The sequence below is a fragment of the Acidimicrobiales bacterium genome, from assembly GCA_022452145.1.
In the GTDB taxonomy this organism is placed as follows: Bacteria; Actinomycetota; Acidimicrobiia; order Acidimicrobiales; family MedAcidi-G1; genus UBA9410.
The window spans coordinates 24,212-41,390 of sequence record JAKURY010000019.1 but is presented as its reverse complement, the minus strand read 5'-3'; the positions used below and the strand labels follow the sequence as shown (position 1 = coordinate 41,390).

Below are 17,179 nucleotides of genomic sequence, written 5' to 3'. Positions count from 1 at the left end.
GGAGCAGACCCTCTACGCGGAGATCGGGGAGGGTGACCGGGAAACGCTGGCGCGCCTACTGGAGACCCTGCTCGACGCCCAACTGGACTGAGCGACCCGACGAAGACACGTTCCGATCCCGTCCGATGGGCCACGGCGTACGGGCCAGCCGCAGACTGGCCAGCGGCGGACGGGCTAGAGGCGGACCCTGTTGCTGTCCGGATCGTAGAACGGGCGGTACGAGGCGGTCGCCTGGACCCGTACGCCGTTCACGTCGACCTCGAAGGCGCCCTCGAGCACCTGGGCTCGCGGCGTGCCGGGCTCACAGCCGACGTATGACATGCCGAGCGCCGCTCCCACGGTGTGGCCGTACATGCCGGAGGTGATGCGTCCCACCAGGTGGCCGTCCCGTAGGACCGGCTCGTCGTGGTAGAGCAGCGGCTCGGGGTCGTCCAGGCGGAACTGCACGAGGCGCCGGGTCACGCCGGCGTCCCGTTGGGCCACCAGGGCGTCGTGGCCGATGAAGCCACCGGGCTTGTCGAACGCCACACCCCACGAGAGCCCCGCCTCCAGTGGGGTGTCCTCGTCGGCGATGTCGTCGCCCCAGTGGCGGTAGGCCTTCTCCATCCGCAGGGAGTTCATGGCGTGGTATCCGGCCGCAACCAGGCCGTTTGGGGCACCCGACTCCCAGAGGGCGTCGAAGGCTCCGAGGGCGAACTCGGTGGGTAGGTAGAGCTCCCAGCCCAGCTCACCCATGTAGGTTCGGCGCACGGCGATGGCCCGGGCGTAGGCCAGGTCGACCTCCTGGAGGGTGCCAAACGGGAAGGCCTCGTTGGAGAGGTCGGCGTCTGTCAGCGGTGCCACGATGTCGCGGGCACGGGGGCCGAACACGCCGAGCACCGCGTAGCCGGACGTCACGTCGGTGACGGTCATACAGGCGCCGTCAGGGGTGTGGCGGGCGATCCAGTCTGCGTCCTTCACCTGCGCGGAGAAGGCTGTGACCACCAGGAACCGGTCCTCGCCGAGGCGGTTCACGGTCAGGTCGGCCTCGATGCCACCGCGGTCGTTCAGCCAGGTGGTGTATACCGACGTACCCGGCTCCACGTCCACTTCGGCCGATGAGATGCGGTTCAACACGGCGCAGGCGTCCGGCCCCTGGACCAGCAGCTTGGCCAGCGACGTCTGGTCGAAGTAGGCGGCGCCCTCTCGGCAGGAGCGGTGCTCGGCCGCCGAGTGCTCGAACCAGTTCTGTCGACCGTAGGTGTACTCGTAGACCGGCTCGACGCCTTCGGGGGCGTACCAGTTGGGTCGTTCCCAGCCGCCGCTCTCGCCGTGGCAGGCCCCCAGGCCCACCAGTCGGTCATGGACCGGCGAGCGGCGCACGCCACGGGCCGTCTCGACCTGGCGGAACGGCCAGTGCATGGCGTACAGCAGGCCGAGGGCCTCGATCGACCGGTCGTGGAGGTACCGGCGGTTGGTCTGGAAGGGCTGCATGCGCCGCACGTCCACGTCCCACAGGTCCATGGGGGGCCGACCGTCGACGATCCACTCGGCGAGGACCTTGCCGGCGCCTCCTGCCGACTGCATGCCGATCGAGTTGAAGCCGGTGGCCACCCAGTGGTTCCGCAGTTCCGGTGTCTCGCCCAGCAGGTACCGGTCGTCGGGGGTGAAGGACTCAGGGCCGTTGAAGAACAGGCGGATGCCCACGTCGGCCAGGGCCGGGATGCGCTCGCAGGCCGCCTCGTAGACTGGGGCCAGGTGTTCCCAGTCTTCCTCCAACTGCAGGAACGGCTGGTCGGTGGGAAGGCCGCCCATGCCGTAGGGCTTGGCCACCGGCTCGAAGGCGCCGACCATCAGGCGCCCGGCCTCCTCCTTCACATAGATGCAGTTGTCGGTGTCGCGCAGCACCGGTAGGCCCGACGGCAGGTCCGGGATCGGTTCGGTCACCAGGTAGAAGTGCTCGCAGGCGTGGAGGGGGATGTTCACCCCGACGTCGCGTCCCAGTTGGTGTGACCACATGCCGGCTGCGGTGACGACGTGCTCGGCGTCGATCGGCCCCTGGTCGGTGTCCACGCCGATGGCACGGCCGTGGGCGGTGCGGATGCGCTCGACCGAGACGCCCTCGAAGATCTGGGTGCCCCGCTCTCTGGCCACGGCGGCCATGGCCATGGTGGTGTCCACGGGCGATGCCTGGCCGTCACCGGGCAGCCAGACGCCACCGACGATGCCTTCGGGGTTGAGCAGCGGGTACCGACCGCACAGGGCCTCGGCGGTGATGACCTCGACTTCCACGTCGAAGGCGTTGGCCATGCCGGCACCCCGTACCAGCTCCTCCATGCGCTCCGGGTTGTCGGCCACGCTGAGCGAACCCACCTTCTTGAAGCCGGTGGCGTGGCCCATGTCGCGTTCTAGCGACTCGTAGAGCTCGGCCGAGTAGGCGGCCAGGCGGGTCATGTTCTGCGTGGCTCGGAGGCAGCCGACCAGGCCGGCGGCGTGCCAGGTGGTTCCGCTGGTCAGGGTGTTGCGCTCCAGGAGCACGACGTCGTTCCAACCCAGCTCGGTGAGGTGGTAGGCGATGCTGGTACCGACGATGCCACCACCGATGATGACGACCTGTGCCCGCTCGGGGATCTGCTTTGCCATAGGAGACGTGTCCCTGGTGTGGTCGGCGGAGGCTCTGACGGGTTCCGGGAAGGGGCGAACCCCTTGTTGTTAGATGCCTTTGTGATTAAGTTACAGACTCTAACTCCAGTGACGCCGGTCACCCGGCTGCCGTCCGCAGGAGTGTACGGCCCGATCGATCGGTGGAACCCATGAGTACGCAGACGGAGAACCCATGAGCACCCCCCGGGAACTCGCCCAGAAGCACCTCGTTCCCCACTTCACGAAGAAGGGGGCCTGGCACACCGACGCCCTGCCGATCATCGAGCGGGGTGAGGGTTGCTACCTCTACGACACGGACGGCAACGAGTACCTGGACGGCCTGGCCGGCCTGTTCTGCGTGAACATCGGCCACGGTCGGTCCGACCTGTCGGCTGCCGCCGCCAAACAGATGGACACGCTGGCCTACTCCACCAACTGGGGCTTCGCCCACCCGCCGGCCATCGAGGCGGCCGCCATGATTGCCGGCTTCGCCCCCGGCGACCTGAGCGAGACGTTCTTCGTGAGCTCAGGCTCGGAGGCGGTCGAGTCGGCGATCAAGTTCGCCCGCAACTACCACGTGGCCCGGGGTGACGAGAGCAGGTACAAGGTCATCTCCCGCAACTGGTCGTACCACGGGACCACGCTGGGAGCGCTCTCGGTCACCGGCATCCCGAAGTTCCGCGATCCCTACCTCCCGATGCTCTGGGGCGGCACCCGGCACGTGCCCAACACCCACCAGTGCACCTCGCCGGCCGGCACCCCGGCCGCCGAACTGTCCTGTGTCCGGGCCATCGAGGAGATGATCCTCGCCGAGGGCCCCGAGACGGTCTCCATGGTCATCGCCGAGCCCGTCCAGAACGGTGGCGGTGCCCTGGTGCCACCCGCCGGCTACTGGCAGGAGCTCCGCCGGATCTGCGACGAGAACGGAGTGCTCCTGGTAGCCGACGAGGTCATCTGCTCGTTCGGCCGGTTCGGCCACTGGTTCGCCAGCCAGCGCAACGGCGTCGTGCCCGACATGATCACCTTCGCCAAGGGGGTGACGTCGGCATACCAGCCCCTGGGCGGCGTGGTCATCCGCGGCCCGCTGGTCACCGAGCTGTTCGACTCCCCGATGGGCTCATACGTGCATGGTTCGACGTTCGGTGGCCACCCGGTGGCCACGGCGGTGGCCGTGGCGAACATGACGGCCATGCGCGATGAGGGCCTCATGGGGCACGTGCTGGCCAACGAGGGGTACTTCGGCCAGCAGCTCCGGACCATGGCTGCCGCCCACCCGAGCATCCGCGAGGTCCGGGGGACCGGCTACTTCTACGCCGTCGAACTGTGTGCGGACTCGGCCGTCGACCGCGACCTGAGCGGCACCCAGGAGGCGGCCCTGCAGGGCGGCGTGCTGGGGGGCTTCGTCCGCGATGAGCGGATCACCATCCGCCCGGACGACCGGGGCTACACGGGCCTGACGATCTCGCCGCCCCTGATCGCCGACAGGATGGTCATCGACGACCTCGTCGGCAGGGTGGACCGGATTGCCGATCGGGTCGACGGGTGGCTGGCAGAGAACGACTGAACGACGGGTTGGACGGATGGCTGGCAGAGAACGACCGAACGATGGGTGCCCGCCGGGCACCCTTCTACGATCTGTGAGGCTACGTCCGGCGAACGACGTGGCAGGGGGGACGATCAGATGAAGGATCTGTCGGTAGACGGGCTGGGCATGATCTACGAACTTCCGAAGGGCGGTTCGGTCCAGGCCCTGCACGAAGTCTCATTCGACCTGGAGGCCGGGCGCCTGCTGACGCTGCTCGGGCCCTCGGGGTGTGGCAAAACGACCCTGCTCAACATCGTCGCAGGCTTCCTGGCGCCGACGTCCGGATCGGTCACCCTGGGAGGTGATCCCATCACGGGGCCGGGCCAGGAGCGGGGCATGGTCTTCCAGCAGGGCGCCCTCTTCGAGTGGCAGACGGTCGCCCAGAACGTGGCCTTCGGGCCACGCATGAATCGGAAGGGGAAGTCGGAGACCCATGACCTTGTCCAGGACCTGCTGTCCACGGTCGGCCTCCAGGGATTCGGCGACAAGGCGGTGTACGAGCTGTCGGGCGGTATGCAGCAGCGTGTGGCCCTGGCGCGCTGTCTGGCCAACGATCCCGAAGTCATCCTCATGGACGAACCCCTGGGAGCCCTGGACGCCCTCACCCGAGAGAAGATGCAGGGCCTCATCCTGAAACTCTGGCAGGAGACGGGCAAGACGATCGTGCTGGTCACCCACAGCGTGGAGGAGGCCCTCTACCTGGGCGACCGGCTGTTCGTGATGGCCCCCCGCCCGGGCCGGATCGAGCGCGAGTACGAGCTGCCGTTCGCCCAGCAGGGCCTCCACGTCGACCCGCGCGAGATGAAAGCTTCACCCGAGTTCATCCAGAAGCGCGAGGAACTGCTGTCCCTCATCTGGGAAATGGAGGAACAGATCATGGGCCACGAAGGGGGCACGCCATGAGCCTGCACGAGAAGCTCCGGGGTGGAGGCAGGGGCTCCAACACCCGCAAGACGGTCACCTTCGGCGATGCCGCCGAGGTCAAGGGCTCGCCGGGATGGAGCGTGGTCTCGCTCCTGGGGCTCGTCGGCCTCTGGTGGTTCATCAAGCAGGGCTCTGAACCGATCGTTAACGACCGCACCTTCCCGTCGCTCCGCCAGACCTGGGATGCCCTGATCGAGTTGATCAACAGGGGCTACCGGCGTGTCGGGCTGTGGGACCACACGTGGGCCAGCCTCTGGCGGGTGCTGAAGGGCCTGCTCTACGGCGTGGTGGTAGGCGTGCCGGTCGGCTTCGCCATGGGACTGTCGAACCGCCTCCGGGGGATCTTCGACCCGATCGTGGAGCTGCTCCGCCCGGTACCGCCGCTGGCCCTGCTACCGCTGTTTATCGTGTGGTTCGGCATCGGCGAGGGTTCGAAGGTCAACCTGCTGTTCTTCGCCGCCGTCTGGATCATGGTCATTGCCGCTCGGGCCGGCGTCCTGGGCGTCCAGCGTTCCAAGGTCCACGCGGCCTACTCGCTGGGCGCCAACAGGTGGCAGATCCTGCGCTACGTGATCCTTCCCAACGCCCTGCCGGACATCTTCACCGGCATGCGCGTCGCACTCGGCGTCTGCTGGGGGACCCTGGTGGCCGCCGAGCTGACCGGTACCACGACCGGCCTGGGCGCCATGATCTTCGCGGCCTCGAAGTTCTTCAGGATGGACATCGTTGTGGTGTCGATCATCATCATCGGGGTCATCGGCGTGACCATGGACCTCGTCATGAGGTTCCTGGAACGACGCCTCATCCCGTGGCGGGGCAGGGGCTGAACCTCCTGGCGCACGAACGGGAGGACCGCGGGTGAACGGGCGCTCCCGATCGGGCGTGCTGGCCGACTGGCATGCCCGGGCGGCGACGGATCCGGCACGGGTCGTGCTGGCCGACCTCGGCGACCCCCGGGCCGACGCCGCTGCATCCGTTCTGGTAAGCGGCGGGTTGACGATCCCGGTCGACCCGGTGCTGGACCGGTCGGTCGGAGCCGTTGCCGATGCCGCCGCCCACGCAGAGGCCGGTGGGCTGGACCCCGACGACCCGGTCGTGGCGGCAGCCGTCCTGGTCCGGGCCGGGGTGGTCGATGCGGCAGTTGCCGGGGCCACCCGCCCGACTGCCGACGTCCTGAGGGCCGGCCTGAGGGTGCTGGGGCTGGCCCCCGGTACCGACGTGGTCTCCAGCTGCTTCCTACTGGTCCTGCCGGACGGTCGACCGGTGGCCTTCGGCGACTGCGGGGTGGTGCCCGATCCCGATGCCGAGCAGATGGCGTCGATTGCCATCTCGACGGCCCGGACGTACGCCGCCCTGGTCGATGCCGAGCCGCGGATCGCCATGCTCTCCTTTTCCACGAAGGGCAGCGCCGAACACGCCCGGGTCGACAAGGTACGGCTGGCCACGGCGCTCGTCGGTGAGCGGGTACCGAACCTGGTCGTCGACGGAGAGCTTCAGTTCGACGCCGCCTGGGTTCCCGAGGTGGCCGAGGCCAAGGCACCGGGATCACCGGTGGCCGGAACGGCCAATGTGTTCGTCTTCCCCGACCTGGACAGCGGGAACATCGCCTACAAGGTCGCTGAGCGAATGGGTGGAGCCCGGGCGTTCGGCCCGTTGCTACAGGGGCTGGACGGCGTGCTGCACGACCTGTCGCGTGGCTGTTCGGCCGAAGACATCGTCGACGTGGCGGTGATAGCGGGGCTGCAGGCCCGCGCCACCACCTGATCGGCGCGGCTACCCGTGCCGACCTCCGCCGTACTCCTCGTCCTGGCCTCGACGGTCCTGCACGCCGGGTGGAACGCCCGCCTGCACAGGACAGCGGACCCGGAGGTCGTCATCGCCCTCGCCTACCTGGCCGTCGGCATCGCACTGCTGCCTGCAGCGGTCGTCGACCCACCGGTCGAGGTGATCGGCGCGGTCCTGGCATCGTCGATGGCCCACGGTGCGTACCAGACCCTGCTGGGAACCGGCTACCGGGATGGCAGCCTGGGCGTGGTCTACCCAATCGCCCGGGGCACCGCCCCGCTGCTGATCGGCCTGGGCGGTTGGTTGCTGCTGGACGAGAGCCCGTCCGTCGCCACGGCCGTAGGGCTGGTCGTGCTCCTCGTCGGCCTCCTGCTCCTGGCCGGCCTGGGCAGCCGACTCCAGGAGCGCAAGGCCGTGGTCCTGGCTGTGGGGACCGGCCTCTGCACGGTGAGCTATTCGCTGATCGACGCCCGTTCGGTCGACCTCACCGGGGCCCTCGGCTACCTGTCCGTGATCATGGTGCTCAGCTCGTGCACCGTGCTGCTGGTACGTCGGCCCGGGTGGGGTCGGCTACGGCCCGTGCTGGGGGTCGCCTCGTTGGTGGGAGTGGGCCAGGGTGGGGCCTACGCCCTCGTGCTGCTGGCCTTCCAGCGGGCCCAGGCGGGCCAGGTGGCCGGCCTCAGGCAGGTCTCGGTCGTGCTGGGTGTCCTCATCGCCCGCGAGGCTCTCGGGACCCGCGCTCTCTGGGGAGCGGTGCTGGTGGCGGCAGGTGCCGCCCTGGTGGTTTGGTGACCGCTCCGGGAGCACCAGGGTGATGGCTCACGAAAACGACAGCGCTCATAACTAGCGCGTGAGAGTCTCTAACACTAGGATCCGGACATGAGCAGGCGAACTCTCGACACCGACCAGGTGGTGGACTGCGCAGCCGAGTTGGCTGACGCCGAGGGGCTGGATGCCGTCACCCTGACCCGTGTGGCCGAACGCCTCGGCGTCCGACAGCCGGCCCTGTACCGCCACGTAGACAACTACGACGCGCTGATCCGGGCGCTGGGCCTGCGGGGTCGTGAGATCCTCGCCAACCGCCTGGGCGAGGCCGCCGTGGGGCTGGCGGGCGACGACGCCGTCCGGGCGATGGGCGGCGCATGGCGGGCCATGGTCGGTGACCATCCCGGCCTGTATGCGGCCACCGACCGCTACCCGTGCTCGTCCGACGCCGAGTTAGAGGCTGCCGTGGAGCGGGTCGTCCAGGTGCTGGGCCAGGCCCTGGCCTCCTACGGGCTGGCCGACGACGAGCGCATCCACGCTGCCAGGACCCTGCGGAGTGCCTTCCACGGCTTCGCCCACCTGGAGGCCGGCGACGGCCATCCCTTCGCACTCAACCTGGACGGCAGCTTCGACCGGATGGTCGTGCTGTTGTGCGCCGGGATCCGACAGATGGCCACGGTCGCCGCCTGACCGGCAGACCCGACCGCCTGCCAGACCTGGATAGCCACCCCTATGACACACCTCCTATGACACGCCTCGGCTTCGTCCTGGATTCCGGAAGCTGCATCGGCTGCCACGCCTGCACCGTGGCCTGCAAGAGCGAGCACGACGTGCCGCTCGGGGTGAACCGCACGTGGCTCAAGTACGTCGAGACCGGCACCCATCCGGACAGCGAGAGGCACTTCTCGGTCATGCGGTGCAACCACTGCGACGATGCACCATGCATGGCCATCTGCCCGACCTCGGCGCTGTTCCGTGCCGAGAACGGTGTGGTCGACTTCGACGACGACAACTGCATCGGGTGCAAGGCCTGCATGAACGCCTGCCCCTACGACGCCATCTACCTCAACCCGCAGACCGGCACGGCGCACAAGTGCAACTTCTGCAACCACCGGATCGAGGACGGCCTCGAGCCTTCGTGCGTGGTCGTGTGTCCCACCCGGGCTATACGGGTCGGCGACCTCGACGATCCGGGGTCCGAGATCTCGCTGCTCCTCACCACCGACGGTGCGGTGCGTTCCCCGGAGCAGGGGACCAGCCCGAAGGTCGTGTACAAGGACGCCACTGCGTCCTCGCTGGATCCGCTGGCCGCCTACATCGCTGCCGACGGGATGATCTGGGCCGAGACACGATCCGACCATCCCACCCCCACGCCAGTCGCGCTCACAGCCGCACCCAGCCGGGACGATGGTGAGGCCATGGCCCGTACCACCTACACCACCCAGCATCCGCCTGCCTGGGGTTCGATGGTCTCGGGCTACCTGGTCACCAAGGCCATAGCCGCCGGCGTGATGCTGGTGGCCTCGATGCTGGTGCTGCTGGGCCACGGGGGCTCACGGGCAGCCGTGGGCGTCGTGCCCCCGATGCTGGCCGGTGCGTTCCTGGCCCTCACCGGTGCCCTGCTGGTCGCCGACCTCAAGCAGCCGAAGCGCTTCGTGTACCTCCTGACCCGGGGCAACCGCACCTCGTGGTTGGTGAAGGGCGCCTACGTACTCGGCGGGTTCGGGGCCGTGGTGGCAGCCTGGTGGGTGGCCGGGCTGACCGGCGCCGATGGTCTGTTACCCGTGCTGGTGGTGCCGACGGTGCTGCTGGCGCTGGCCACCGCCGGCTACACCGCCTTCCTGTTCGGTCAGTGCGAGGGTCGGGACCTCTGGCAGGAGCCGCTGCTGCTTCCCGTCCTGCTGGCCCAGGCCGTCGTCGCCGGGGGCGCGTCGTACTCGTTGCTGGCGCTGTTCATCGACGTGCCGGGGGCGGCCGCCATCCAGTGGGCGTTCCTGATCGGCCTGGCCGCAAACGGGCTGCTGGTGGGCCTCGAGGTGCGCGGCGACCACTCGCGGCACGTGACCATGGCCCTGACCGAGATGACGAGCGGCGGCCAGCGGAGGTCCTTCAGGCAGTGGCGCCTCAACGGGCTGGCCATACCGCTGGTCCTGGTGGCCGTGTCGATCGCCCTGGGGCCTGATGGCCTCTTCCTGTCCGCCGTAGCCGCACCGTTCGTGCTTCACGGCCTGTTCGCCTACGAGGACGCCTATGTGAGGGCCGGCCAGTCGGTCCCCCTCTCGTAGCGACGGATTCGGAGCACCACGATGACCATCGACGACACTGCCCCACCCCGGAAGGAGGGGACAGGCCTCTCGAGCTATCCGCCCGAGGAGACCTGGGACCACGTCGACGCGCTGGACGCAAAGGCGTGGCCGACCAGGGTCCGGCGGGCCCACCGGCTGGTGCCCACAACGTGCTTCAACTGCGAGGCCAACTGCGGCCTGCTGGCCTGGGTCGACAAGGAGACCGGCCGGATCTCGAAGTTCGAGGGCAACCCTGTCCATCCGGCCAGCCGTGGCCGCAACTGCGCCAAGGGCCCGGCCACCATCAACCAGGTCGAGGACCCCGAGCGGATCCTGTATCCGATGAAGCGGGTCGGCGACCGGGGCGAGGGCCTCTGGGAGCGCATCTCCTGGGAACAGGCCCTCGACGAGGTCGGTACCCGCATCGGGAACGCCTTCCGGGAGGAGCGCCACCACGAGGTCATGTACCACGTCGGTCGGATGGGCGACGACACCTACATGGAGCGGGTCCTCCACTCATGGGGCATCGACGGCCACAACAGCCACACCAACATCTGCTCCAGCGGTGCCCGGGTGGGCTACGCCTCCTGGATGGGATTCGACCGCCCCTCGGCCGACTTCGCCAATGCCAAGGTCATCTTCCTCATCTCGTCGCACCTCGAGGCCGGGCACTACTTCAACCCTCACGCCCAGCGGATCATCGAGGGCCAGGCCAACGGCGCCACAGTCATCTGCGTCGATCCCCGCCTGTCCAACACGGCCTCCAAGGCCGACCACTGGTTCTCGGCCTGGCCGGGTACCGAGGCCTTCCTGCTGCTAGCCATCGCCCGCCTGCTTATCCTGGGCGGCACCTGGGACGCGGCGTTCTTCGAGCGCTGGGTGAACTGGGAGACCTTCCTCCGGGAGGCCCGCCCCGACCTGGAGCCTGTGTTCGCCAACGTAGGCCCAGCCCTGCTGGAGCTCTACGCCGAGTACACGCCGGAAGCCGCAGCCCGAATCTGCGGCATCGACGAGGACCGCATCCGCACCGTCGCCCGCATCATCGGCGAGGGCCTCGGCAGGTTCGCCTCCCACACCTGGAGGGCTTCGTCGGCCGGCAACGAGGGCGGATGGATGGTGGCCCGTTGCCTGCAGTTCCTCAACGTGCTGACCGGGTCCGTCGGCACCGTGGGTGGTACCAACGCCAACGGCTGGAACAAGTTCATCCCCGTCACACCGATACACCCCGAGCCCCAGGGGCGGTGGAACGAACTGCAGTGGCCGATCGAGTACCCGCTCAGCCACCACGAGATGTCGATGCTGTTGCCCCACTTCCTGAAGGCAGGTCGGGGCTACATCGACACCTACTTCACACGGGTCTACAACCCGTTGTGGACCAACCCGGACGGCTTCACCTGGATGGAGGTGCTACGCGACCCCGACAAGGTCGGATGCCACGTGGCGCTCACCCCCACCTGGAACGAGTCGGCGTGGTTCGCCGACTACGTGCTGCCCATGGGCATCGCCTCGGAACGACACGACGTGTCCAGCTTCGAGACCCACAACGGACGCTGGATCGGGTTCCGCCAGCCGGTCCTCCGTCGCCACCGGGAACTCGACGGCGAGACCTTCGAGCGGACCCATGAGGCCAACCCGGGCGAGGTCTGGGAGGAGCAGGAGTTCTTCATCGACCTGTCGTGGCGGATAGACCCCGATGGTTCGCTGGGCATCCGTTCGCAGTTCGAGAGCCTGGAGAACCCCGGCACCCCGCTCACCCTGGACGAGTACTACGCCATGCTGTTCGAGGGCTCAGTGCCGGGGCTGCCCGAGGCGGCCGCGGCCGAGGGCCTCACCCCGCTGGAGTACATGCGGCGCAGAGGCTCGTTCTCGCTGCCCGGAGACCAGACTCAGGTCTACGAACGCCACGTGCCCGCCGCTGACCTGGAGGGCGCATTCCGGGACGAGGCCGGCGTCTGGCGTCGACCGGGTACCGCCGGCTCCCACGAGGCGTTGGAGGACATCGAAGGCCACATGCCGTTCATCGGCGACGGCTCGCCGGCCGTCGACATCGACGGCGAGGCCAGGCTCGGATTCCCCACGCCGTCCAGGAAGCTGGAGTTCTTCTCGGCGACCATCCGCGACTGGGGCTGGCCCGAGTACGCCATGCCGACCTTCATCAGGAGCCAGGTCCACTGGGAGGACCTGGACATGTCAGCCGGCGAGCGCATTCTGGTGCCGACGTTCCGCATCCCGACGCTCATCCACACCCGGTCGGCCAACAGCAAGTGGCTGAACGAGATCAGCCATCGCCATCCGCTCTGGCTGCACCCCACCGATGCCGAGCAGCTGGGCATCGAGGAGAACGGGCTGGTCCGGATCACCACCCGAATCGGCCACTTCGTCATCCAGGCGTGGCGTACCGAGGGAATCCGCCCCGGGGTGGTGGCTGCCAGCCACCACATGGGTCGGTGGCGCCTCGAGGACGACAAGGCCCGGTCGTGGGGTGCCGGGAAGGCCTCCATCGAACGGGACGATGACGGTAGGTGGCGGCTCCGGCGGGACCACGGGGCGGAGGCGTACCAGAGCGACGATCCGGACACCGACCTGATCTGGTGGACCGACACCGGGGTGCACCAGAACCTCACCTTTCCTGTCCAGCCCGATCCGGTCAGCGGCATGCACTGCTGGCTGCAGAGGGTGACCGTCGCCCCGGCCGAGGTCGGCGACGCCTACGGCGACGTGGTGGTCGACACCGGGGCGTCGCAGCGGATCTTCGAGGAGTGGCTGGCCAAGGCCCGTCCGGGTCCCGGCCCCGACGGCCTACGCCGCCCGCTCTGGTTCGCCCGCCCGGTCAAGCCGAGGGCGACCGCATACCGCTACGAGGGCTGATCCCGGCCTGTCCCACCGTTGCGACGGTTGATCCCGGCAGGTCCGGGGTCGGTGCTACAGGTAGGCGTTGACGGAGAGGTCGGCGGGGACGACCGAGTTCACGACGGCCCGCAGCGTCGCGTCGAACAGCGACGGGAGGTGGCTGCTCGTGGCCAGGGAGGCGCGGGTGCCAGGGTCCAGGTCCGGGTCCTCCAGGTGGGCCAGGACCGAGGTACGGCGGTGGTCCGTCGGGATGACGTCGTCGAGCATGGCGGCGACGATGAAGCCGCCGACACAGGCGGTGATGGCCCGTAGGGCGTCCCGAGCGGCATCGCCCACCACGCCGGCCTCCTGGAGTTCCCGCGCCATGGCCAGTTCGAGGTGCTGGGCGTGGAGCGAGGAGGCCCCGTGGGTACTGGCCAGTCTGGTGATCTCCCTGTGCTCCAGGGAGCCCTCCCAGATGAGGCGGGCGACGGCCAGCACCCGGTCGCGGGACGTGTCTCCGGTGACCGGCGCCTCGGCCAGGTGCTCGCCGTGGCGACTCACCATCGCCGTGACCAGCTGCTCGCGGTTGCCGACGTGCCAGTAGATCGACGTCGTGGCAACGCCCAGTTCGGAGGCCAGTCGGCGCATCGTCAGGGCGTCGGCACCCTCGGCCTCGACCAGGGAGATGGCACGGTCGAGGATCTCTGCGGGATCGAGGCCAGCGTGACGGCCGGTCCTGGCTGGGGTGTCGTCCATGGGTCCTCCAGCGCCCGGGTTGCGGTCCTGCGTACTCTCTGCGACAGTGTACAAGGAAGTCTGTGACGCTGTCCAAGAGAGCAGCGCCCCACGAGGAGAGGCCCACAGTGGATCGAGAGGTAAGCACCGGTAGCGAGCCGTACATAGTCGTCTCGTCGGACACCCACGCCGGACTGCAGTGCGAGGAGTACCGCCCGTACCTGGAGTCCTCGCTGCACAAGGAGTTCGACCAGTACGTCGCGGAGCGCCACGAGCACCGACGGATCGCCGAGGAGGTGAATGCCGAGTTCATCGCCGAGTGGGAGGGCGAGAACGAGTGGGGCCTCCAGGGCGCCTACGACCCCGAGGTCCGTGATCCGGTGCTGGATGCTGACGGTGTCGCCGGCGAGATCATCTTCGCCGACGGTGACGCCGTGACAGGCCAGGAGTCCCCGCCGTTCGGCGCCGGGCTGCATGCAGGCCAGATCACCGACCCCCGACTGGCCTTCGGTGGAGCCCGTGCCCACAACCGCTGGCTGGAGGAGTTCTGCGCCACCAACCCGGTACGTCGGGCCGGCGTGGCGCTGGTGCCCATAACCCACGACGTGGACCTGGCCGTGGCCGAGATCGAGTCCCTTGCCGGAAGGCCGGGGATCAAGGGGATCATGGTGCCGACCATGTGGCACGGGTTCCCGGCTTACGGCACCGACCACTACGACCGGGTCTGGGCGGCCTGTGCCGATACCGGGCTCGTGGTGCACACCCATTCCGGCGAGGCCGACTTCGACTCGTACGGCCAGAACGTGGCCATGTACATAAGCGAGGTCCCGTTCTGGACCCACCGGATCCTCTGGCAGCTGCTGTTCTCCGGCAAGTTCGACCGGTTCGAGAACTTGCGGTACGCCGTGGTGGAGTGTGGCTCGTACTGGATCGGCGATCTGCTCTGGAAGACCGACGTCAACTTCGGGGCCAGCTGGAAGATCAAGAAGATGGGATCCCGCATGAAGGGCCTCATCACCCGTCTGCCATCCGAGTACTTCGGCACCAACGTCTTCATCGGCGCCTCCACCATGTCCACCGAGGAGATCCGCCGACGGCACGTCAACGGCATAGACGCCCTCATGTGGGGAACCGACTACCCGCATCCCGAGGGATCCTGGCCCAAGACCAGGGAACGCCTGGAAAACGACTTCCAGGACGTCTCGATCGAGGACACCCGGCTTCTCCTTGGCCTCAATGCCATCGACTGCTACGGCCTGGACGAAGCCGGTCTGCGAGTCGTCGCCGACCGGGTCGGGCCCACGCCGGAACAGCTGGGTCAGTCACCGGACCTCCGGACGCCGGCGGATGCCGTGGAGACCGCTCGATGGTGGATCAACGAGTACGGCTGCGAGATGCAGTACGCCTGAACCCGGTGCCGGACCAGGGACTTACGAGACCAGGGAGTGAAAGCACGATGAGCGAACGACACGTGGTCATCTCGGCCGACACCCACTGCGGTGCGGCACTACACGACTACAAGCCGTACCTCGAGAAGAAGTACCACGATGAATTCGACGAGTGGGCCGTGGCGATCCAGGAGGCCGAACGACGGACCGCCGAGGTGTTCAATGACGCTGACCGGTCACCGCTGAACGTCGGTGTGGACGGCGACCCGACGGTCGACGGCAACCGCAACTGGTCCACCGAGCGCCGCCTGCGCGAGCAGGAGGCCGACGGCGTCGTCGCCGCCGTGCTGTTCCCCAACACCCAGCCTCCGTTCGCGCCTGCATCATCCAGCCAGTTCGAGGCACCTCCCTACAGCGACGACATGGACCGTCGTTGGGCCGGTCTCAGGGCGCACAACCGGTGGCTGCTGGACTTCGTATCCGAGGCGCCGGAACGCAGGGCGGGTATCGCCCAGATCTTCCTCGGTAACGTGGAGGGTTCCGTTGCCGAGATCCAGTGGGCAGCCGAGAACGGCCTGCGCGGCGGGATCCTCGTGCCGGGTGCCCCGCCTGACTCACCCTTCGAGCCCCTCTACTCGGCGGCCTACAGGCCGATCTGGGCGGCGGCCGAGGCCTGCGACATGCCCCTGAACCACCATTCAGGTGGAGCCACCCCGAACTTCGGGAACCACTTCCCGGCCTCGCTTGCGATGTTCATGCTGGAGGTTTCGTGGTGGAGCCATCGGGCCCTGTGGCACCTCATGTTCTCCGGCGTCTTCGAACGCCACCCGGACCTCCAGTGGGTGAACACCGAGACCGGTACGACCTGGGTTCCGGACACGCTGGAGAAGCTGGACTCGTTCTACGAGCGGATGAAGTACTCCACCTACGGTTCCGAGGCGATCTTCGGTGGTGTCGCCGTGGCCGAGATGTCGTTGCGACCGTCCGAGTACTGGCAGCGGCAGTGCCACGTCGGGGCCAGCTTTCTGCGTCCCACCGATATCGAGGCGGTCCGCCAGATAGGCATCGGAAAGGTCATGTGGGGGTCCGACTACCCGCACATAGAAGGGTCACATCCCCATACCGACGAGCACCTGAGGCTCACCTTCGGGGAGATGACCACCGACGAGGCCACTTCGCTGCTGACCACCAATGTTGCGGCTCTCTACAAGTTCGACGTCGAGAAGCTACGACCCCTGGCCGACCAGCACTGCCCGACCAAGACGCACGTAAGCGGTGGCATTTCGTACGTCGACATCCCGGAGACGGCCAAGGGCTGTCCTGGCATGGCGCCGCAGAACCAGACGCAGGAGGTAGCCGCCTGATGACGGTGCCCCTGGAGGTCGCAGGGTCGGTCGCCGTCGTGACCGGTGGTGCCAACGGCATCGGGAAGGGCATCGTGCGCGCCCTGCTGGAGGCGGACGCCACCGTTGTCATCGCCGACATCGAGCAGGACGTGATGGACACGACGGTTGCCGTGCTGTCGGCCTCCTTTCCGGGACGGGTGTCGGGGATACTCACCGACGTCTCCGACGCCGACTCGGTCGAGTCGTTGGCCGACCAGGTGTTCACGGTGCACGGGCGTTGCACCCTTCTCTACAACAACGCCGGCGTGGGTTCGGGAGGAGGAGGTCGGATCTGGACGCACGAACCGAACGACTGGAGATGGTGCTACGGCGTCAACGTGTTCGGAACCGCAAACGGGATCATGGCCTTCGTTCCCCGCATGCTGGCTTCCGGCGAGCCGGGGCACGTCGTCAACACCTCCTCGGGTGACGGTGGTTTCGCACCGGTGCCGTCGGCTGGCCTGTACGCCTCCAGCAAAGCGGCGGTGAGCTGCATGACCGAGACGCTGGACCACCAGCTCCGGGCCGAGTCCGAGGCCATGGGAGCGTCGGTGTTCTACCCGTCCGGGGGGCTGATGGACACCGGGCTGTTCACCTCGCAACGCAACCGGCCGACAGAGCTGGAGCGGGTGCGCGGGGGTACCGGCCGCAAGAGCATGTCATTCGTCGAGATGAAGGACCTGTTGGCGAAGGCGGGACGGGATGTCACGGTCGCCGACCTGGACGAGTTGGGGCGCTTCGTCGTGGGGTGCACGGCCCGACGCCAGTTCATCATCGGCCGGAAGCTCGATGACATCGTCGGGTTGCTCCACGAGCGGGCCGATGCCATCGGGCGCTTCGAAGTCCCTCCTCACCACCGGATCGGCTTGTAGG

At 68.1% G+C, this 17,179-nt stretch carries 13 protein-coding genes; 11 read left to right on the top strand and 2 right to left on the bottom strand.

What is annotated here, in order from left to right; all coding sequences use genetic code 11:
- Positions 1–174: 174 nt before the first annotated feature.
- Positions 175–2,622, bottom strand: a complete 2,448-nt coding sequence (locus MK177_08130) for an FAD-dependent oxidoreductase (GenBank protein MCH2427283.1) — start codon at positions 2,620–2,622, stop codon at positions 175–177.
- A gap of 193 nt (positions 2,623–2,815) precedes the next feature.
- On the opposite strand from MK177_08130, the gene MK177_08125 reads away from it, so the two are divergent.
- From MK177_08125 to MK177_08090, 8 genes are all read left to right on the top strand, one after another.
- Positions 2,816–4,186 (top strand): aminotransferase class III-fold pyridoxal phosphate-dependent enzyme, encoded by a 1,371-nt coding sequence (locus tag MK177_08125; protein MCH2427282.1) that lies wholly within the window; start codon positions 2,816–2,818, stop codon positions 4,184–4,186.
- 117 nt (positions 4,187–4,303) lie between these two features.
- A complete protein-coding gene (locus MK177_08120; protein MCH2427281.1) occupies positions 4,304–5,110 on the top strand; it encodes an ABC transporter ATP-binding protein in 807 nt (268 codons plus the stop codon).
- The gene (locus tag MK177_08115) at positions 5,107–5,958 is read left to right on the top strand and encodes an ABC transporter permease subunit (protein ID MCH2427280.1); all 852 of its coding nucleotides are present in this window, start codon (positions 5,107–5,109) and stop codon (positions 5,956–5,958) included. Before MK177_08120 ends, MK177_08115 begins: the two co-directional genes overlap by 4 nt.
- Positions 5,959–5,989: 31 nt before the next feature.
- Positions 5,990–6,895, top strand: coding sequence for a phosphate acetyltransferase (eutD, locus tag MK177_08110; GenBank protein MCH2427279.1), 906 nt, complete (start codon positions 5,990–5,992; stop codon positions 6,893–6,895).
- Between the two features lie 15 nt (positions 6,896–6,910).
- A complete protein-coding gene (locus MK177_08105; GenBank protein ID MCH2427278.1) occupies positions 6,911–7,708 on the top strand; it encodes an EamA family transporter in 798 nt (265 codons plus the stop codon).
- An 87-nt stretch (positions 7,709–7,795) separates the two neighbouring features.
- Positions 7,796–8,371: a WHG domain-containing protein gene (locus MK177_08100; protein ID MCH2427277.1), complete on the top strand. Its 576-nt coding sequence runs from the start codon at positions 7,796–7,798 to the stop codon at positions 8,369–8,371.
- A gap of 56 nt (positions 8,372–8,427) precedes the next feature.
- Complete coding sequence (gene nrfD / locus MK177_08095; protein ID MCH2427276.1) at positions 8,428–9,966, top strand: polysulfide reductase NrfD; 1,539 nt, start codon at positions 8,428–8,430, stop codon at positions 9,964–9,966.
- 21 nt (positions 9,967–9,987) lie between these two features.
- The gene (locus tag MK177_08090; protein MCH2427275.1) at positions 9,988–12,834 is read left to right on the top strand and encodes a molybdopterin-dependent oxidoreductase; all 2,847 of its coding nucleotides are present in this window, start codon (positions 9,988–9,990) and stop codon (positions 12,832–12,834) included.
- A 54-nt stretch (positions 12,835–12,888) separates the two neighbouring features.
- On the opposite strand, the gene MK177_08085 is transcribed toward MK177_08090, so the two are convergent.
- The gene (locus MK177_08085) at positions 12,889–13,554 is read right to left on the bottom strand and encodes a TetR family transcriptional regulator (protein ID MCH2427274.1); all 666 of its coding nucleotides are present in this window, start codon (positions 13,552–13,554) and stop codon (positions 12,889–12,891) included.
- Between the two features lie 107 nt (positions 13,555–13,661).
- On the opposite strand from MK177_08085, the gene MK177_08080 reads away from it, so the two are divergent.
- From MK177_08080 to MK177_08070, 3 genes are read left to right on the top strand one after another with little or no spacing between them, the layout of a single operon-like run.
- Entirely contained in the window at positions 13,662–14,942 is a 1,281-nt protein-coding gene (locus MK177_08080; protein ID MCH2427273.1) for an amidohydrolase, read from the top strand.
- Positions 14,943–14,989: 47 nt separating this feature from the next.
- A complete protein-coding gene (locus MK177_08075; GenBank protein MCH2427272.1) occupies positions 14,990–16,285 on the top strand; it encodes an amidohydrolase in 1,296 nt (431 codons plus the stop codon).
- Positions 16,285–17,178 (top strand): SDR family NAD(P)-dependent oxidoreductase, encoded by an 894-nt coding sequence (locus MK177_08070; GenBank protein MCH2427271.1) that lies wholly within the window; start codon positions 16,285–16,287, stop codon positions 17,176–17,178. The genes MK177_08075 and MK177_08070 overlap by 1 nt, the downstream gene beginning before the upstream one ends.
- Position 17,179: the final 1 nt, after the last annotated feature.